This is a genomic window from Methanosarcina sp. (assembly GCF_035390745.1).
In the GTDB taxonomy this organism is placed as follows: domain Archaea; phylum Halobacteriota; class Methanosarcinia; order Methanosarcinales; family Methanosarcinaceae; genus Methanosarcina.
The window spans coordinates 16,539-37,044 of sequence record NZ_DAOOUJ010000031.1 but is presented as its reverse complement, the minus strand read 5'-3'; the positions used below and the strand labels follow the sequence as shown (position 1 = coordinate 37,044).

13 protein-coding genes are annotated in these 20,506 nt (G+C 39.5%); 5 read left to right on the top strand and 8 right to left on the bottom strand.

Annotated features, from left to right (window positions below):
* Positions 1–237 precede the first annotated feature (237 nt).
* Both PLL47_RS08770 and PLL47_RS08765 read left to right on the top strand, forming a co-directional pair.
* Positions 238–3,060, top strand: coding sequence for an ATPase, T2SS/T4P/T4SS family (locus PLL47_RS08770; protein ID WP_324445815.1), 2,823 nt, complete (start codon positions 238–240; stop codon positions 3,058–3,060).
* A 10-nt stretch (positions 3,061–3,070) separates the two neighbouring features.
* Entirely contained in the window at positions 3,071–5,008 is a 1,938-nt protein-coding gene (locus tag PLL47_RS08765; RefSeq protein WP_324445814.1) for a hypothetical protein, read from the top strand.
* Between the two features lie 115 nt (positions 5,009–5,123).
* Here the strand turns inward: PLL47_RS08765 and PLL47_RS08760 are convergent, their stop codons facing one another.
* Positions 5,124–7,409 carry a PGF-pre-PGF domain-containing protein gene (locus PLL47_RS08760; protein WP_324445813.1) on the bottom strand — a complete coding sequence of 762 codons (2,286 nt, stop codon included), beginning with the start codon at positions 7,407–7,409 and terminating at the stop codon, positions 5,124–5,126.
* A gap of 632 nt (positions 7,410–8,041) precedes the next feature.
* Here PLL47_RS08760 and PLL47_RS08755 point away from each other — a divergent pair.
* Complete coding sequence (locus PLL47_RS08755) at positions 8,042–9,193, top strand: putative hexosyltransferase (RefSeq protein WP_324445812.1); 1,152 nt, start codon at positions 8,042–8,044, stop codon at positions 9,191–9,193.
* Between the two features lie 66 nt (positions 9,194–9,259).
* Here the strand turns inward: PLL47_RS08755 and PLL47_RS08750 are convergent, their stop codons facing one another.
* From PLL47_RS08750 to PLL47_RS08720, 7 genes are all read right to left on the bottom strand, one after another.
* Positions 9,260–9,601 carry an EamA family transporter gene (locus PLL47_RS08750; protein ID WP_324445811.1) on the bottom strand — a complete coding sequence of 114 codons (342 nt, stop codon included), beginning with the start codon at positions 9,599–9,601 and terminating at the stop codon, positions 9,260–9,262.
* Positions 9,598–9,966, bottom strand: a complete 369-nt coding sequence (locus PLL47_RS08745) for a DMT family transporter (RefSeq protein WP_324445810.1) — start codon at positions 9,964–9,966, stop codon at positions 9,598–9,600. Before PLL47_RS08745 ends, PLL47_RS08750 begins: the two co-directional genes overlap by 4 nt.
* A gap of 253 nt (positions 9,967–10,219) precedes the next feature.
* Positions 10,220–13,522: a glycosyltransferase gene (locus tag PLL47_RS08740; RefSeq protein ID WP_324445809.1), complete on the bottom strand. Its 3,303-nt coding sequence runs from the start codon at positions 13,520–13,522 to the stop codon at positions 10,220–10,222.
* A gap of 30 nt (positions 13,523–13,552) precedes the next feature.
* Positions 13,553–14,767: a class I SAM-dependent methyltransferase gene (locus PLL47_RS08735; RefSeq protein WP_324445808.1), complete on the bottom strand. Its 1,215-nt coding sequence runs from the start codon at positions 14,765–14,767 to the stop codon at positions 13,553–13,555.
* Position 14,768: 1 nt separating this feature from the next.
* Complete coding sequence (locus tag PLL47_RS08730) at positions 14,769–16,013, bottom strand: ABC transporter ATP-binding protein (protein WP_324445807.1); 1,245 nt, start codon at positions 16,011–16,013, stop codon at positions 14,769–14,771.
* The gene (locus tag PLL47_RS08725) at positions 16,013–16,792 is read right to left on the bottom strand and encodes an ABC transporter permease (RefSeq protein ID WP_324445806.1); all 780 of its coding nucleotides are present in this window, start codon (positions 16,790–16,792) and stop codon (positions 16,013–16,015) included. Before PLL47_RS08725 ends, PLL47_RS08730 begins: the two co-directional genes overlap by 1 nt.
* Positions 16,782–17,861 carry a glycosyltransferase gene (locus PLL47_RS08720; protein WP_324445805.1) on the bottom strand — a complete coding sequence of 360 codons (1,080 nt, stop codon included), beginning with the start codon at positions 17,859–17,861 and terminating at the stop codon, positions 16,782–16,784. The genes PLL47_RS08725 and PLL47_RS08720 overlap by 11 nt, the downstream gene beginning before the upstream one ends.
* 470 nt (positions 17,862–18,331) lie before the next feature.
* Between PLL47_RS08720 and gmd (PLL47_RS08715) the strand changes: the two genes are divergently transcribed.
* The gene (gmd, locus tag PLL47_RS08715; protein WP_324445804.1) at positions 18,332–19,345 is read left to right on the top strand and encodes a GDP-mannose 4,6-dehydratase; all 1,014 of its coding nucleotides are present in this window, start codon (positions 18,332–18,334) and stop codon (positions 19,343–19,345) included.
* Between the two features lie 35 nt (positions 19,346–19,380).
* Positions 19,381–20,409 carry a GDP-mannose 4,6-dehydratase gene (gmd, locus tag PLL47_RS08710; protein ID WP_324445803.1) on the top strand — a complete coding sequence of 343 codons (1,029 nt, stop codon included), beginning with the start codon at positions 19,381–19,383 and terminating at the stop codon, positions 20,407–20,409.
* Positions 20,410–20,506 lie beyond the last annotated feature (97 nt).

The window sequence follows — 20,506 nt, the reverse complement described above, 5'->3', positions numbered from 1 at the left end:
CCAATAAAGGTTTGGTGACAAGAATAGATAAACAAGTGGTCAAATGGGAGTATTTCCAGTTTTTCTTGAACGCGAATAACAGAGTATCGATCCAGGATTAACTGAAAGTATCTTCCATATTATATAACTAGCTTTATCATAAAAACTCATAGACGATTATTAGTAGAAAATCTTTAATACTTTTGAAGGTAACTTACAAAGTACTCAGGGAAAACGGGGGTTTGGATTCTGGACATAATGGTTAAACTTCAGGACGCTGCCGAGAGCCTTCAGGAAGCTGTAAAAAACTTCAATCTGGACGCACTTCAGGGCAAAAAGAAAGAGGAAGAGGAAACCTGCCCGCACAGGATAAAGCAGACGAAAAACCGGAAAACAATTGTAATCAACTGCAGAGAATGTGAATCCGGGTCTTCGCTGAACGATTCGCACTGCAGAAAGAATATCTTCGGAATTCTCCAGAAAGAGATTCATGCCGATTGCCTTGTACTCTCAAGACTTTATGAAAGGGACTACGAAGGAAAGTCTCTGTCCCTGCTTTATGCTCTGGCAGGCTTCAAGGGAACCATTGCGGCGTACAGGAGCATTGAAGTTGTTTCCGAAGCCTGTACCCGGCAGGAAAAGAAAAATTGTGAGCTTGAAAGAAAAAAGATAATCTCTTCCCTTGTCGAAACCGTAGAAACTGACCCTTTAAAAGCCAGGCTGGATCTGAGGGAGATTATTCATGGGAAAATGCCTTCGGGATTTCAGGACACTTCTCCCGCCTGCTCTGCGTGTTTTGAAGGATTCTGCCTGATTTTGAACGAAATCGAAAAGAAAATGTCCTGTTTTCCTGAAATTCCTGCTGTTCCTGCTAGCAAAAAGTCCACTTATTGTCTTGCCCCATGGTGCTCAGAGGGTTTAGAAAAAGAAAAAGAAGACGCAAACAATCTGGAAGAAAAAGCAGAGAAAAAGTCAAATTTAAAATTAAAGTTAAAAATAGGAGCAAGAGCCGGAAGGAAAAACGAAAGCATGATAGAAAACACCTCCGGAGAAGCATCTCCTGTCTCTTTATCCAGAATCACATTCTCTGGTTTTGTTTCACATTCTGTTAGAAAAAAGGATAAAGAGAAAAAGGAAAACAAAAAAGGCAAATTTACAGATAATTCCGCAAACTCCACGGGTTTCACAGACTGTTTTTTTGACTACGAAAGCCGGATCAAATCTCACGTCCGGCCTCCTTTTTCAAGTTCGAGGATTTACACCGAGGCTCCGGAAAATACCGAGTTTCTCGAGTGTTATGACATAAACCGCAGGGAAGGAAGAAACCTTGAAGTATCCATTTACCGCTACACCGACAGACCGGAAAAGCTTTACATGATCAGGCCTCCCGAATACAACCTGAAGCAGGAAGAACTCAGGCTGCTTGAAAAGGTAAGGAGAAGAATGATTAAACACAGGCCAAAGGACCTTGCCTTTGCAGACCCTACCGGAGCAAGGGAATATTTCAAACGAATGGCAAAAGCCCTCCTTGGAGAAGAACTGCTCGAAAGCGGGAAAGCCTGCAGTCCGGAAGAACTTGAAAGTTATGCCGATCTCCTTGCAAGGTATACAAACGGGCTCGGTATCGTGGAAGACCTCCTTTCGGACCTCCGGATCACGGATGTATACATCAACGCCCCTGCGGATACTAATCCGGTGCATGTTGTGATGGAAGGAGAGGAATGTGCGAGCAATGTATTTCTCTCGCAGGACGACCTTGATGCCCTTGTCTCAAGGTTCAGGACTATTAGCGGCAGGCCCTTTGGAGAAGCCATACCTGTGCTTGAGCTTAACCTTGAAGCTTTTGGGGTAAGAGTATCCGTAATAGGAGACCCCCTGAGTGCAAACGGCCTTGCATATGCTTTCCGAAAACACTCTCTTACACCCTGGACTCTGCCGAAGCTGATCAACACAGGCTCGATTTCTCCTTTTGCAGCCGGGCTTTTAAGTTTCCTTATGGACGGGCAGGCTTCGGTTCTTGTTGCCGGAGAGGTGGGAGCCGGAAAAACATCTCTTTTATCTGCAATGCTTCTTGAAATCCCTCAGAAATACAGGATTCTGACAATCGAGGATACCCATGAACTCCCTACAGAAGAACTTCAGGAGCTGGGCTGGAAGGTTCAGGGTATGAGTTCCCAGTCTTCGGTTCTGAAGTCTGGAGCGGAAATGAGTCCGGAAACTGCACTTCGGGCTGCCCTGAGACTTGGTAGTTCGTCTCTGGTACTGGGAGAAGTCAGAGGACCGGAAGTAAAAGTGCTCTACGAAGCCATGCAGGTAGGAAATGCAGGAAACTCGGTTATAGGCACCATTCACGGGTCATCCGTTGAAAATGTTTACGAGAGGGTTGTACACACCCTGGGTGTTCCTCCCGCGTCCTTCAAAGCAACAGATGCCGTGGTAATCTGTTCGGGCATCAGGCCCGGAGGAAGCATGAGAAAAGTAAAACGGGTCAGCCGGATTGCAGAGGTCACCTCCGCCTGTATCGAAGAACTGGAACCTTCAGAAATCTTTACCGATATCATGTATTACGATCCCTCCCAGGACTGCCTGCTTGCAGGAGAGGCTCTTGAACAGGGGCAGTCCGAACTTATAGGAAAAATTGCCCGAAAATGGGGAATCACCATTGATACTGCAATGAAAAATATCGAGCTCAGGGCAAGAATAAAAGAGAAAATCGCAGTTGAAGGGATTCGCATACCTTTCCTGCTCGAAGCCGAAGCCGTAAGTGAAGCTAACAATATGTTCTGGCTGCTCTCAGACTCAGTAAAAGCAAATACCGGGACCCGAGAAACCCCGAAAGAAAAAGAAAGCGGCAAACTAAGCAGCAACTCTGGTTTTGAAACCAGCCCTGAACCCAGTTCAGAAGTCTATCTTGAAGAGCTGTACAGGCAGTGGGAAATATGGTTTGAAAATTTCATCAGGGAGCGGGCTGGAACAGAAAATCAGAGAAAGAAAAGTAAACTACCCGAAGAAAAAATACTCGCCGAAGGAAAAACACTATCCGAAGAAAAACATACTCTCGAAACAAAAATGACTGTATGAGGGTCAAAAGATGGAAGAAAGCAGCTGGTACGTAAGAGCCTGTAAATCCACAGCAAAGCAGTGGGGATGGGCTGTCCCTGACCCTCAAGCCTTCAGCAGAAAATGCGATAAAAGCGTGAGTCCTGAGTACAGGGATGCTCTCAGGTTTACAGGCTTTGACCTGGAAGCCTTTGAGACAGTACTGTTCTCTTATGTGGGCACATTTGTGACTTTAGTTCTGCTTCTCGGAATAGACCTTTTCCTTCTTCTTTCCAGAAGTTTCGATCCTAAAACTCTTTTCATTATGGGAATCCTGACATTTGTTATTCCCATGATAGTTCTCTGTTACCTCAGTGAATATGTGAAGATAAAAGCAGGGTTTATGAAGATATCTTCCCTCGGAGATATCCCGGAAATCCTGAGCTACATAATTATGTCGATGAAGCTGGTCCCTAACCTTGAGCATGCTGTCCTTTTTGCAGCCCGAAACTCTGAAAGGCCTCTTGCCACGGACTTAAAAAAGCTGACCTGGGACCTGAATCTGAGAATCTACAGCAGCATGGATGATGCTCTCCTATCTTTTGCAGACCTCTGGGGCAGAAACAGCGAATACTTCAAACGTTCCCTTCACCTGATAAAGAGTTCGACGGCTGAACCCGATGAAGCCCAGAGGGTCATCACCCTGAACCGTGCTCTCGATATAAGCCTTGAAGGGACTGAAAGCCTCATGGAAGCTTTTGCCGAAAAGCTGAAGACTCCAAGTTATGTCCTTTACTCAATTTTTATCCTTATCCCGCTTGCCCTTGTAGCTCTCCTGCCTGCGGTCACGGTTGTGGGGATGAAACCCGAGATTGCCGACATGGTCCTTCTCTATGACTTTATTTTTCCATGCCTTGCAGCAATTTACTCGGAGTATATCCTGATGCAGAGGCCTGTTGCCTTTATCCCGGGGCAGATTCCAGATACCCATCCTGACCTTGCAGACATAAGGCAGAAGAAGCGAATTGCCATACTATCCGGTGTTCTGGTCTGCGTCCTGACAGCTCCTCTGGGTTATCTCCTTCTGGCTTCGGGAAACCCCGGTGGAATAGTTTCAACAACCCCGCTTGGAGGATACCTCCTTCCAGCCCTTCCTCTGGTTGTAGGCGGAACTGCGGGACTTTCAATATACCTTTACTTCTCTTCTCTTCCGTACAAGAAAATAAGAGACAGGATAAAACAGATGGAACAGGAATTTGCCGATTCACTTTTTGTTCTCGGAAGGAGGATTTCTGAAGGAAAAGCACCTGAGGAAGCCTTTGCCCATACTGCCAGAACCATGGATGGCTCAAAAATAGGGGAAGCCTACGAGGGAATCTCCATGAACCTGCTCAGCATGAGGACAAACCTCAAAGATGCCGTTTTTGACGAGGAATTCGGCGCTTTCAGGCACGTATATTCCGAGAGGATTAGAAACACCATGCTCCTCTTTACGGAAAGCGTCCACAAAAACCACGAAGCTGCGGGGGCTTCGATTATCAAGCTTGCAGATCACTTAAAAGAACTCAGTGCCGTGGAGGAGCGTATAAAGCATTCCCTCTACGATGTCACTTCAACAATGCGCACTACTGCAGCGATTTTTGCGCCCCTTATTGCAGGAATTACCCTTGCCCTCTCCGAAGTTATTACAAAAATCCTGAACCAGGTGGCAGAGAGAGTTAGCAGAGTTCCGGCAGATCTTTCCGGAATGCCTGTAGAAATCTGTCCTGAAACTTTCTCACAGTCTATTCCTCCGGACCAGTTCCTGCTTGCGATAGGGGTTTATATTGTCCTTATCAGTGCAATCCTTACCCGCTTTGCAGGAGCCATAGAATATGGAGGAGAAAGGGAGCAGTTGAAATACGACCTCGCCTGTATGCTCCCTATTACGGTACTTATCTTTGCGGTTTCGGCTGCTGCTTCAAGGGTTATTTTTAGCGGGATGGTGTGAGATTGAATATTAGAATAGATGAAAAAAGCTAAAAAGTCAGGAAACAGCTGAAATAAGAAAATAAGGAAGGATTGTTTCCCTTCCTTTTTTCAAGTAAAATCCGTTTCTACCTTTTTTACTTTCTTCTATACAGAAACACTGCAAGCAGTCCGGCTAACCCATAAATAGCTGCAAATCCAGGCGTGCTCACATTTTCTTTCGAGCCGGTTTCCTGTTCAGATTCAGGATCTTCACTTCCGGTTTTGTCAACTTCCCTGGACTCTGATCCAATATTTGCTCCTACTTCTCCCGAGGTGCTTTTTGCCTTTCCTGTAATAGCAAACGAAGAAAATCCAGGAGTTTCGGATGTGAAATACAGGAACCCGTCATCCTCTTCTGACAGAGTTACTGGAAGCTGCTCCCATTTTTCATCACTGTATCTATTCAGGGTGATTGAATTCTGATCTATATTTTTGTCCTGTACCCAGGACTTTTCAACCTTGAAGCAGACTTTAGAGTTTTCAATGTTCTTTGAACTTGCAACTCCGCCGTTTCCAACCCACAGGTTAAATGATTTGTAGACTTCTCCGGAAGGCAGTTCGGTAACAAGAGATGATTTCTCTTTAAGCATCTCGGCAATGGTTGTGGTTTTGCCCAGGGTCTTTTTTGCTTCAAAGCTTGCGTAAACAACGCAGGTTGCGTTCTTTTTGAAATCAAACTTTACTTCTTTTCCATTGGTGATGAAGACCTGGCAAAGTTCCTTCACTTCAACATTCTTTGCAGGTTCGGGAGAGCCTCCGCCGCCACCGCTGCTGCTTCCTCCACTGCTGCTGTGGCTGCTTCCTCCACTGGAACTGTCATCGTTACCAGAACTATCATCGCCGCTTGAGCTGCCTTCCAGTACATTTATTGTAGTAATATATGTGGAGAAGCCGTTTGCATTAGTTATTGTCAGGTTGACGAAATATGTTCCCGGAGCTGTATATACATAAACAGGATTCAGGTCACTGGAATCAGTATTTCCGTCGTTATTGAAGTCCCATATCCTTGATACTGCATTCTGGGAAGAGTCATAAAATTGCACTGCCAAAGGGGCATAACCTTCAGTAACGTTGCTGCTGAATTTTGCATTGGGAATTCTAGGATCTGTAACGACTGAATCTGTAACTACTATGTAATTCGTTTTTGTCACTGTACTGTTACCCGCACCATTTTCTACAGTCAGACTGGTCTTATAAATTCCCGGATTCGTAAATGTATGCGTTGCATTCATTGCATGTGTTGAATTGATGCCATCGCCAAAATCCCAGAGCCAGGAAGCAGGCACTCCAACAGTTCCGGTGTAAGTAAACAACACGGTCAGAGGTGCAGCTCCGGAAGTTACGTTTGCAGTAAATTCAGCTACAGGCGGCAAAGTATCTGATGAAGATAGATTAATCACATAGATACCACTATCAATTACCGCACCACCATATTTGCCGTCTATTCCCCATACAATTGTATTGTCGTATACATCCGGTGTCGTATAAACTTTGTCTCCATAATCAAATATCTGAGTGCTCTGTGCTTTAGAAATATTATAAACGTACACACCAGCACTGCCCAGACAGTCATTACTTACTTTTGCGTATACGATTTTGTCGCCATATATACTCGTGTGGAACCCGGTATCACAACCACTTTCTGAACCATCTTCGCAAACGCTGTTATCACTGGTAACAGCTGTAACCTTTTTAGTGGGGATGTCATACATGGCAATGTACCCCAGCCTTGTGTAAGTATCCGACCATATTACTGAGTTGCCGTATATGTGCGGAATGTTAAGATCACCGGAATACGGTACTTTTGTAGTTTCTCCTGTGGCAATATCGTACACAATGATGCTTCGCCAGTCGCCACCATCGTAAGCAGCATATGTTATTCTGGTATCGTAAATGTCCGGATGCTCACCATATGCTATCCTTGTCTGTGTTGAGGTAGATATATCGCGCATGTACACGTTATAGTTGTGGTTGGTTTCGTTGTAATTTGCACTCCACACGATTCTGTTGCCATATATGCAAGGAATACTGCTGCTATCTACGTTTTCTGTGATGTGATACTTTTCAGAAGTCTTGATATCATATACAGCAAGCCCTGGCGTCCCACTGCTCTCATCGTGCCACACCAATTTATTACCATAAATAGCTGGATGTGACGCTGCAGAAGAGTCAACTTTGGTATCTGTTTTAGCGGTCAGGTCATAAACATGGATAACCCCATTATCTGTCCAGACAACTGTGTTACCATAAACAGCAGGATCGGTTCCATTTCCAATTCTGGTCACCTGTGCGGATGACGCTGCTGAGACTAAAATTAGAAATACAAAAACCAGGATGGTTGAAGCTAAAGCTATTGAATATAACTTCCCCTTAATTTCCATTTATTTACCCCCACGTAGCTTCTATCTTTCAAAGATAGAGTAATACATCCTGTACAATCTCTTTCCTGTACAATCTCTTTTATTCAACCCACTTTAATATATTAATTAGAATTAATATTTTTACATTTCTTTAAATGTAAATTATATTTATGATTAATTGCACATCCTATAAATAACTAGACTATACCCTCAATATATAATTCTACAAGCAAAATTACTTCTGACTTTTGCTACTTACCAACTTTGATTCAAAACTGGAGTAATTGAAGCAAAAAACAGCCATTTATTGTACCCAGCTTATGTTTCAAGTGACCAGTCATAAATGAAAATCAAAGATTTTAAAAAACCCTTTTTAATTTTGGGGTATTATATAAATAGGTTGAGATAAATGTAAACAGGATTTACTCAATTGAGCTCGGAACTTAAAGATGAAAACATCTTATTTTTTAATTTTAAGATTTTTGGGTATCCAAAACAGAAAAATTTATCTACATTTTGCATCTTAATACCAATAAATTAGTTAATAAATATATATTTATACATATAAATACTTGGGATCGCCTCTATATTAAACTGAGCGCTAAAGTGAGAAGAGTCCCCCAAAAAATAATAGATTAACAGGATTTGTATTCATGGATACTGAATCATTATCAAAGTACGCATATCACATACCTGAAATAAAGTATATTCTATTGATGTTCTTCAGCACACGAATAATATTGAATATAATCGGAGTGTTGTCTAGAAATCTTATCCAGCAAGAATACAGTTACCAATCTAACAGCATGCCGCCTTTGAGGTGGCTTGATGTATGGGGGGCATGGGATACAGGCTGGTATCTTGATATTTCGCTGAACGGCTATTCAACAATTCAAAATCAAATACATCAGACAAACATTGCATTTTTCCCTTTATATCCAACACTTATGAGAATAATTGGTTCAATTACAGGTAATCATTATATCGCTGGCTTAATAATATCTAATTTTTGTTTAATAGTAGCCTGTATTTATTTATACAGATTGGTAAAACTTGACTTCGAAGAAACCAACGCCATTAAATCAGTAAAATATCTGCTTATTTTTCCTGTTTCTTTTATCCTTTCTGGAGTCTTCTCAGAATCCCTGTACCTTACCCTTATTTTGATTTGTTTCTACTATGCCAGGAAAGGTGAATGGTATCTTGTTGGAATTACAGGTTTCTTTCTGTCTTTAACGAGGTCCGTCGGCGTTCTTGTTGTTTTGCCTTTACTCTATGAAGTTCTCATGCCGTTGATAAAAGAAAACAGAACCATAATAAGTCTTAAAAACTCTAGGGAAGTGATAATACCTGTATTTTATCTCTCATTAATCCCTCTTGGTACAGTTTTCTTCATGGTCTATAACTACTATATAACTGGAGATTTTTTAGCTTTTATGCATGCTCAGGCAATGTGGGAAAGGCATCTTACAAACCCTCTGGAGGTTATTATTGATGGTTTCTCCGGGGATATATTCACAGCCTTTGAGGCAGCTTTTGCAACTATCTCTATATTTATTTTAATAATATTTTATAGGAAAATGAGATTTTCTTACTGGTTATTTAGTATGTTTTCAATTTTCATCCCGCTTTCTACTGGAATTATGTCCATGCCTCGGTACATTTTAGTTATTTTTCCTTTGTACATCCTTTTCGCTGACATCACTAAAAACCGTGTTTCAGAAGATATTATTACTCTGATTTTCTGCCTTTTTCAGGGCTTTTTGATGATATTCTGGACTACTGGCTGCAGATTGGTGATGTGAATAACGCCAGTTTAAAAGTTTGACAGGTTACAAGCTTTTCAGATAAGTTCCGGGCTCAGTAATAAATCACATATTAAAAACTATGACACCTGCGACGATTAACAACACCGCAAATACTTTACGGGAGTTAATCTTTTCCCGAAGCATTAACCTGGACAAAATTAGAATGAGAACAAATTTCAGTGAAGTACTTGCATAAAACAGATTTAACGGGATGTTCTTAAGAGCATAAACTGTGAGAATAGTTGTCAGCATGTACAGGCTATAAGCAGTAAAAGTATACGGATTTGCATAAGCTACAATAAATTTTTTCTTATTGGCCCTGTTTGCTCCCATTTTTAGCAATACCTGGCTGGACCCTGTAAATACGATCACTGACACAAGGTATAGTATCGAAAGACTGGTCATATTTCTTCCTCAAGATTACGAGATAGCACCAGAATTCCTGATGAGATAAGGATCAGCCCCAGGATATTACTCGCAGTTATTTGCTCTTTGAACAGGAGTGCAGAAAAAATCAATATCACAAAGTTAACTAAACTTACAAATGGATATGCATAGGAGAGAGGATAATGTATCAGTGCCTGCTGCCAAACAATTGCTTGCACCACAAGGAATATTACAGAAAGTAAGTAAAAGCCATTGAAAGCAGTACTCAGTAAGGAGGTATCCTTTGCGGTTATTGCCGCGTATTTTCCACAAATTCCACTGCCCGCCTGTAAGAGTATTGAGAATATTATTGCACTAAAATAAAAAATTCGTGTTTTGTTCAAAAAACACCCTCAAAGCCGTTTACTTTATCTATTACCAAAGCTGAGAGATCTGGATCCTATGCCCAGAAATCTCTTCTGACATTTAATACAATATCTCATGAGTAAATAATGTAAAAAACAAACGTGAAATTATTTAAATAGAAGGAACAAAGTAATGAAAGTACTTTTCAAATAAGTACATTCATGCCAAATTATTTAACTTTGTCCCCATTTCCAGGAAGAGCACAAAAAGTTCATTCCTGAATACAATGCTTCAAAGTGAATCATTTCCTAACTGCAACAATACATTTTCATACATATTTGCAATGTTTGGCCAGCTAATCTCTTTTATCTTTCTCTCGGCAGATCTGGCAATTTCCTTCTGTAATTTTTCATTTTCATATAACTTCATAATTCCCTTTTTTATTTCATCTGGAGAACAGCTCGGGATTTTATAAACTTCTTCTTCAAATTCACCAAATATTGGAATATCTGTTACAATTACGGGCCTATGAGACGCTAAAGCAAATCTGATAGCACCACTGGCAGCCTCTTTTGTATCTTTGTAAGGCATAACAACGATATCGGAAGACTGTAACAGGTAAATTATTTCCTGTTTTTCCAGGAAATCTGTAAAGAATATAACGTGATCTTTCAACCCTAATTTAGCAACTTCTTTCTTACAGCTTTCATAGTATTTACTGGAAATCTCATCTGGAAATATGGAGCTTACAACCAAGAAAAGCACGTCCGGGTACTCACTTATTATTGAAGGCAACGCCCGTATCGTTTCCAGTACTCCTTTATGCGGAAGAAGAAAGCCAAAAGTAGAGATTATTTTCGAATTTTTGAAAATTCCTTTTTTAAGTTCTTCTTTTTCATTGTTGTCGAAAACTACATTTCCATGAGGAATTTTAATTACATTGTCAACAATTCCCTTTTCAGATAATTCCCTGACATCATTTGAGGAATGCACCCAGATTTTGTCTACAAGTTTTAGCTCTGTTTTGATTGAATCTAATTTAACGGGTTTGTTCATAAATTCGGTATCACCTACGGAATGGAAGGTGATTATCAATTTTATTCCCTTTTCCTTTAGTTTTTTAACCATTTTAGCCAGAGCACTCAGCTCAAAGAACCCAAAATTGAATTGAACGTGGATTATGTCAAGATCACTTTCCAATATTTTATTGCAAAGAGTGCTCAGGTCATCGAAATATGGTTCCCAGCAACGGATTACATTCTCTCCATCCATTGCTATAAGATCTTTGGAACTTACTTTATTTGCGAAGATTTTAATTTCCTCTGGATTTCTTAAATTGCCAACCAGATATTTGGTGTACTCTGCGATACCACATTTTGTATTCCAGGTTGAAACAACACCCAGTTTTGGTTTGAATTGAACAGTTTTTAGAAACTCGATCGTTTTCTTAGCTGAGACTTCCCAGTTGAAATTGTTTTTGATATTGGTATACGCGGCTTCTACTTTTGCTTTTACTTCATCGCTGTTTCTCTTTTCGTACACGTGTCTCATCAAAGCAGCCAGATGGTCTACATCAGGTTCTGCCCATAATGAATCAGCCATAGTATATTGCTGTTTTAAATGTGTAACAGAAGGTTCAAGCTTAAAATCAACTAAATATGAGGTATTTTCATTGCAAAAATCCAGCTGGCCGCTGTAGTTTGTGGTAATTACCGGAACTTTGCAGAGCATCGCCTCAGCCATAGTAAGACCAAAGCCTTCACCTCTTGTAGGAGAGACATAACAATCGCATTTTTTGTACAGGGAAATCAATTCATTCTCAGAAATATCACGGTCAATATGAATAACTTCAGGACCATCAGGTTTTATAATACTCTTTATTTGCTCAGAAATATTATTATGGATGTTAGGGAAAGTTTTCACAACTAAACAAACATCATCTTCGCGGGAAAATTCCTTTGCGTAGGCTTTAAGGAGCACATCAATGCCCTTCCTTGGAAAACCGGAACCAACATTGAAGAATAAGAATTTTTTATTAGTATGTAATTCCGCAGGCAATACATCTTTTTCAAAATGTTCAACCTGGACGCCTGAAGGAATGACTCCAATCCTGGTATTTATGCCTGAGTTGATCAAAACATCTTTAACAAAATTTGTAGGGACTAGAATCCCATCCAGTGAATTGAGATCATCAATCCATTCCTGAGGGAGAACCGATTCTTCCCAGAAGAAGTAAATAAGATTATATCTCCCATTCATGTCTTTTGTTCTGGGAGGATAAATGTTTCTTATAGCAAAAAAAGGATAATTAACGTGATTTTCCCATAATTCCCTGACTCTTTTATCCTGTATGCTCCCTTTTTTTGGGACATAATCTCCTGTGCCGGTTGTTGCAAACAGAGAAACATTTTGACCAAGCCTGTCCAGTACCAGAGCTAAATTTCGGTTTATTATAGAAAGACTATAAGAATCTTCAAACGTACCTTCTATCCTTATAGACGGCCTGGAATCAATTTCTTTAAAATCAGTATCGATATAATTCTTCAAAATTCCGGATATGTTCTTTTTGTTGAAAAATTCCAATCTCTTAGTCTGCTTATCGATAACTTTTTTTCTTAGTGTTTTATCTTCAACCAGCAGGTTGATCATTTCTGCAATTTCGATATAGTTTTTTTCATTAACTAAAATCCCTGACCCGCCAAGCGTTTGTGGGATAGCTGTAGAATTATTTGCAATAATTGGAATTTTGAAATACATACTTTCAAGCAGAGGGACACAGAACCCTTCATGTTCACTCATTGCCAGAAAAACATTGCCGACCCTGTAGTAGGAAACCAGTTCATCCAGATTTATGTGACCGGTAAAATATACATTATTCAGATCCAGCTTCTGAACAAGATCCCTTAGATAAGAATAATATTTTTCCATACCATTGTACGAACCTACTAAAAGTAGTCGAGATTTTTTATTAATGTACTTAGTATAATAATAAAAACTTTTTATAGCATCCTCTACTTTTTTATTAGGGCTGATCCTGCCGACAACCAGTATGTTGACAAAGTCATCATCGTACTTAGCTATCACTTTTTTATCTGGCTGAATATTAAAATTATCGAGATTAATTAAATAAGGAAGAACTGCAGTTTTATCGAATCCAGCATCAATAAGATCCTGTTGATTAAATTCAGAATCGGCAAGTGCTACATCTACAATGTCTTTGATTTCTGTTTTAAGTTCGTGAAGCCCTATTTTAGTTGAATACTCATAATCAGAGTTAATATTATGGAAAAAATGGGGTGGGGTAATGTTATGGTAGAGTAAAATTTTTTTATCTGGCAACGATTTTACGAAATTCAGGAGTTCAGAGCCGTATCCTATGGAGTAATGCATGAGAAGAATATTATCTGGAGAACTGACTTTACGATACTCTTTGTATTGTTTCACAGTGTTCATTTTTGGATGAATATATTGACCATAGATATTTGATTCATAGCCCAGATCTCTCAAAACTGTCCTGATCTCCAGCATTTCATTGCCAATCGCATCCCCATAGCTTACTGAAGGATGGAGTTGATGAATTTGGAATCTTTTCATAAATTACACCATTTGCTATATTTGGGCAGCTTATTCATTATCGTCAGTAACTACGCAAACTATTTGTGTATCTTCACGATAGTATTCCAGCTTTTCAACATGTAATCCACCATCTTTGAGGATTACTTCCCATTCTTCAGTAGTCATTTTTCTCTCATTCCCAAACTCACGTTCCGGGTAATGTATAGAAGGAACAGAGAACACAACATATTTTGCCGCTTCAAGCTGCTTTGAAAGCATATTAATAATTCCATCATTGTCAAAGTGTTCCAGTGTGCCCTGTGAAAAAGCCACATCGAAGTATTTATTTTTAAATTGATCCAAAAAATTTGCATCCATCATGACAAAATTAGCATGCCCGCCCAGTTTCCTGTTAGTGGCCATTGCATTGAAAATCACATTTATATCATTATCCAATCCCAGAACTTCATATTTCTGCCTGGAAAAATAAATTGACATTGTAGCAGTACCTATGCCAACTTCAATCAGTTTAGGCACCCTGTTTTCCGAAGCCTTCTGTGCATAATCCTCTACTACGGAAATAAAGTGCTTATGGTGGTTTATGTTTCCTAGCAGGTCCTCTTCGGAAATCTCCTCGCTATAATAATTTCCCCATGGAGTAGATGCTGCTACATTTCCTGAAGAAGTTACGACATTAGATGCTGCATTTTTTATAACTTTATCCAGCTTAACAAGTTTAGTGTCTAAAGTATTAATTTTTGAATCCAGTACCCTGTTTTGTTCAAGAAGTTCATTATATTTCCCCAGGAGTTCCTCATTTGCCCCCAGAGAGTCCTCATGTTTACCAGAGAGTTCCTCATATTTTCTAAAGAGCTCTTCATTTTTTCCAGAAAGTTCCTCATTTTTACATAGAAGCTCCGTGAGAATTCTACAGGTGCACGCGTTTAATTCACTTTGCTGAGCAAAAACTGGGTCTACATACCTCTTAACTTCCCCGTTTACAAGATTTCTACCTTTTACCAAAAAGAACCCTGTAACAGGACGATGGGAACTAATAACATAGCTTCTGTTTTGAACATCATAATTTGAAGTTAAATATTCCAGATCTTTGGATGACATTCCATTCACCGCAGGGATAAAGTTTTTTTCAGAATTAGTTGCCGTCAGACACGGGATCGATTCTGAGTAAGCACCTGTCTTTTTTCTACTCTGAATATTTTCTCGAATTTTTTCCAAAATTTCCTTTGCATTAATTTCATCATCATGAATCTCAAAAGTATTCATATCAGACCACCCTCTCAGAATTCAATACCCAGGAACATGAAAGACCCAATACACCTTCCTCATATCCAATTGGAATTACGGAGAATGAATATTGCTTATCCTTATGATCTAACGGAACGTAGTCTTTGGACTGTACCAGATCTACTGTCATCAAAAATTTTCCGGTTTGCAAAGGTATCTTTTCAATCAGTAAATCTATGTAGCCATTTCCCGAAATACTATCGATAGGATAATTTTTAAGGTAAGTATTTGTTCCAAAAAGATGCTTACCTCTTTCGGAATATAGAGCAATACCAAATACGGGGTCCTCTATGCGCTCCTTTGTACTGTAAAAGATTCGCACCTTCATCGGGTCAAGAGAATTAAAATTAGTATTTGCATGGCCAAATTTATCATAAAATTTGACGTCAACAATTTCTGCTATTTTATCAGGAGTCTGGCTGGAAGTAAGATCATCCTGACCATTTTGCACTTTGCTTTCATCTAACTCAGGATCGTTATTATCCAAAGGAGAAGTTTCCACTTTTGAATATACATATTTATCTATCACTTCAGTTGGATCTCCGATTGCAACCTGTTTTCCTTTATTTAAAAGCAAAACTTTATCGCAAAACCTTCTCACAGCCCCCAGATCATGGGAAACAAAGATTATTGTAACTCCTTTTTTCCGGTACTCATTCAGGACATCCAGACATTTCTGCTGGAATTCCATATCTCCAACAGCCAGTACTTCGTCCATCAGGAGAATTTCCGGATTGGTTTGAATTGCTGTCGAAAAGGCAAGCCTTACCTGCATACCTGAAGAAAAATTCTTTAGCTTCGTATCCCGAAAGTTTTCAAGGCCTGCAAATTTGAGAATATCATCCAGTTTATCATCAATTTCTTTTTTTTGCATGCCCATTATAGTTGCATAGATTTTTATGTTCTCTGCAGCTGTGAGGTCAGACTGAAAGCCAACTCCAAGTTCAAGGAAAGGTGTGAGCCTCTTCAGGGCAGTAACACTCCCGGACGAAGGACGCAGAATATTTGCAATAATTTTTAACAGAGTACTCTTTCCACTTCCGTTCTCTCCAATAATCCCAAGAGCTTCCCCCTCTTCTACTGTAAAATTAATATCATTGAGTGCATGGAAGGTTTCATACGTGGGAGGCTTGAAAACCCCGGTTAAAGTCTCAAATATTGTGGTTCTTTTTTGATGGGGTATGCGGAACGTCTTATGCAAATGCTCAACCTTAATCGCAGTCATCAGATTTCCTCCGCAAATCTGGGTTCCAATCTGGAAAAAATAATGTATCCGACAAGAAGGAAAACTATTGATGAAAGAAGCATAAATAAAAGATCCTCTATTTTCGCCGGGGATGAATAGATAATAGTATCTCTTGCAGAAATAATAATCCGTGCAATTGGATTTAACAGGATAAATCCCTGTAGATTTTCAGGAAATATGTCGATTGTATACAATATAGGAGTTGCAAAATATCCAATCTGTAAAAGAACCTGCCAGATAAACTGTACATCCCTGTAAAACACGTTTAACGCAGAAAGCGCTAAGGCGAGGCCCAGTGAAATGACAAACAGGAAAAACAGTATAAACGGCACATATACAAGGTTGATGGTAACCGGAACTTTGAAAAATACCATGAACAATATGAATATCAAAGACTCGAAGATGCTCATAAGCAAAGCTGTAATGCATGAAGAAATGACGAAAATATCACGGGGGAAGTAAATCTTCTTAACGATGCCCGCTCTTCCGACTATAGAAAACATTCCTATATTGGTGGCTCTGCTCATAAACCCCCATAAAATGATTCCAAGAAGTAAAAACAACTGATAGTACTCTACCTGAACTTTCATCAGGTTTGAAAAAATCACATAAAGAACCAGGAGCATAAGCATGGGTTCCAGAAGTGACCAGAAATAACCTAGGATAGAATTTTTATATCTTAATTTAAACTCGCTCCACGCCAGTTGCCAGATAAGATTCCTGTAGTCGTAGAGCTCTTTCAGGTGATTAGCGATCATTATTTACCACATTTTTTATCTTTTGAATAAAAATCGAAAGATCAAAGCGTTTTGCCTGTTCAAGACAGGCATCCCTGTAACTTTCAGGTTTACAGGATATGAATTTGACAGCCTTTATAACGCTGGGAACGTCTGCATCAATAAGAAGTCCCGTTTTTTCGGTTACTGTCTCTTTAAATCCGCCTTCATTCACAGCTACAACAGGTTTTCCACTTGCCATGGCTTCCACAGGAGTCATCCCGAAGTCTTCATCTATGGCAGTGCAAATGAGGCCTTTACAGCGAGAGTAAAGGTCAAGCAACTCCAGCTCAGAGACTTCACCAAGTAGCTTCACATTATCCGGCAGGTTATTAATAACATTTTTTGCGTAACTTTTTGCATGGTCTCCTTCTGAATACCCTCCGACAATAATAAGTTTTTCTTCGGGCATTTTCCGGAAGGCGTCAATCTGGAGTTCTACTCTTTTTTCAGGATAAAGACGATTTACAGAAAGCCAGAAATCTCCGTATTCCTTACAGGTAAATTTTGCCGTTTCAACCGGAGGGTAAATGATCTCAGCATCCCTGTGGAAATATTTTTTGATCCTCTGTAAGGTATTCTTCGAATTAGTTGCAATTTTACAGACATGGGAAAGGTAGTATTCAGAGACGGGTCTGTGAAATCCAACCCAGATCCTGAAGAAAACAGAAACAAAAAACGACTGCCTTGTCAGAAAGGTATCATAAAGGTCGTAGAAAGCCCTTGTAGGAGTGTGGCAGTAATACAAATTTGGTTTATGTTTTTTTGCGGCAAAATAAGCCCAATTTCCGGAAAAAATAAAGAAATCATACTTTTTTGAGAAATCACATGTTGCAAACAGAAAAGATGCTGAAATCTGCTTTAATGGAGGTATCTTTGGAGTGTTTCCAAGGCTTATAATGTGTATATCGGAATACCCCATTTTTTTGATGGATTCAATATTTAAGTCCGTAGTGATAACATCAGCATTAATATATTTAGCGAGCATTAATACCAGTTTTTCTCCACCGCCAATAGCTCCGAAGTAATCGTGAAAGATAGCTGTTTTCATGTTTATTCTCATTTTTTAAATTATTTCACGTTAGATTTAAATTGAGATTTATATGTGTTTCGAAGCGATCTTTAATTTGAATAAAAATATAGCCATATATTGCAAAATATAACTTTTTTTAGCTTTTAATAATCTTTTATATATTTATATTGTCGTACAGCACCAGATATAGACAAAATAAAAAAATTCAATAACAAAAAACTGATCTACTGGATCTATTATATCCAATTCTAGATTGTATATCCAATTTTAGATTGTATATCCAATTTTAGATTGTATATCCAATTTTAGATTGTATATCCAATTTTAGATTGTAAAAATCATTTTAAGAAGAAGCCCGTAAATGTTTGGGATATCAATCAGTTTATATATTAAGAAGTTATGTTTTTTGCAAAGAGAGCTACATTTTTAAGAATATGAATGTCCTATCTCCTACAGGATAAGAACCGGGAGAAAAATAAGGTGATTCCTTGACAAAGGTCGCACTGATCACAGGCATAACAGGCCAGGATGGAACATACATTTCAAAACTTTTATTAGAAAAGGGATATGTAGTACATGGAATAAAGAGAGAGTCTTCTGCCAGAGCAGAAGAGAAAGGCAAAGAGCAGAAAAACCCGAATCTTCATTTTCACTTCTGTGACATGACCGATTATTCAAAGCTATTAAGAATTATTAAAGAGGTATGTCCGGATGAAATCTATAATCTGGCAGCTCAAAGCAATGTGCAGATATCTTTTGACCGACCGGAATATACAGCAGAAATCAATGCACTTGGCACTCTCCGTCTCCTTGAAGCCATACGTACTCTTGGACTTGAAAAGAAAACAAGATTTTTTCAGGCTTCCACAGGGGATTTATTCGGAAATGCACCTGATATCCCGCAAAATGAAAATACTCCCTTTCACCCCAGAAACCCTTACGCAGTGTCCAAACTGTATGCTTACTGGATTGTTATAAACTATCGCGAAGCTTATGGCATGTTTGCCTGCAACGGTATCCTGTTTAACCACGAATCCCCAATAAGACCCGAAGTTTTTGTTACGAGAAAAATTACCAGGGCTGCAGTTAAAATAAAAAAAGGACTTCAGGATAAGCTCTACCTTGGGAACCTGAATGCAAAAAGAGACTGGGGGTTTGCAGGGGACTATGTTGAAGCTATGTGGCTTATGTTGCAGCAGGATAAACCGGATGATTATGTAATTGCAACAGGTGAAACACATTCGGTCCAGGAAATGGTAGAATTCGCATTTAAAGAGGTTGGGCTTGAGATAAAATGGGAAGGAGAAGGGCTTGAGAAAAAAGGAAGAAATGCTGCAACAGGTGAAATCCTGATTGAGGTTGATCCCCAGTTTTACAGGCCTCTGGAGTCAAGCTTATTAGTTGGAAATCCTTCAAAAGCCAGAGAAAAACTTGGATGGGCTCCAAGAGTGAATTTTGAAGAAATCGTAAAAATGATGGTCAAAGCCGACCTGGAATTATAAAAAATTAAAATATTCATTTGAAATTGCGTGGTAAAATGTCTAAGATTGCACTAGTTACAGGAATAACCGGACAGGATGGAGCATACCTTGCCGAGCTCCTGTTAAATAAAGGATATACTGTGCACGGGATGTACAGAAGATCATCTCTGAGCAATACAGGACGTATAGATCATCTCCTGCAAGACCCCCATAAGGAGAATTCCAGGTTTTTTTTGCATTACGGAGACCTGACTGATTCAGCAAATATATTCAGGCTTATTAAGGACATAGAGCCTGATGAGATTTACAACCTTGGCGCCCAGAGCCACGTCCAGGTTTCTTTTGAGACCCCGGAATACACTGCAAATTCGGACGGACTCGGAGCCCTTCGTATTTTAGAAGCAATAAGGGTTCTCGGGCTTGAGGACAAATCCAGGTTTTATCAGGCTTCAACCAGTGAATTATTCGGGAAAGTACGTGAAGTCCCTCAAAAAGAAAGCACTCCGTTCTATCCCCGGAGCCCCTATTCAGTAGCTAAACTGTATGCTTACTGGATCACCGTAAACTACCGTGAAGCCTATGATATGTTTGCCTGCAACGGCATCCTGTTTAATCACGAATCCCCCCTGAGAGGAGAAACTTTCGTTACCAGAAAGATTACAATAGCTGTATCAAAGATTAAAAAAGGGCTTCAGGATAAACTTTACCTTGGAAATCTCAATGCCAAACGTGACTGGGGATTCGCAGGGGATTATGTAGAAGCCATGTGGCTCATGTTGCAGCAGGATAAACCTGACGATTATGTCGTGGCAACAGGAGAAACTCACTCCGTAAGAGAATTTACGGAACTTGCATTCAGAGAAGCTGGTATTGATATAGAATGGGAAGGAGAGGGAGTTAACGAGATCGGCAGGGATGCTGACAGCGGAAAAGTGCTCGTAGAAGTTGACCCGATGTTTTACAGACCTACTGAAGTTGACCTTTTGATAGGAGACTCCTCAAAAGCCAGAGAAAGACTTGGCTGGAAAACAAAGGTCAGTTTTGAAGAACTGGTCAGAATGATGGTAAAAAATGATATGAAATAAATACCCTGTCAGCAGGGTAAAACTCTTTTTTATTAAAAGGTTTGATTTATGAAACTGGAAGTAATATATAATTGTTTAAAAAAATAAATGTGAGTAG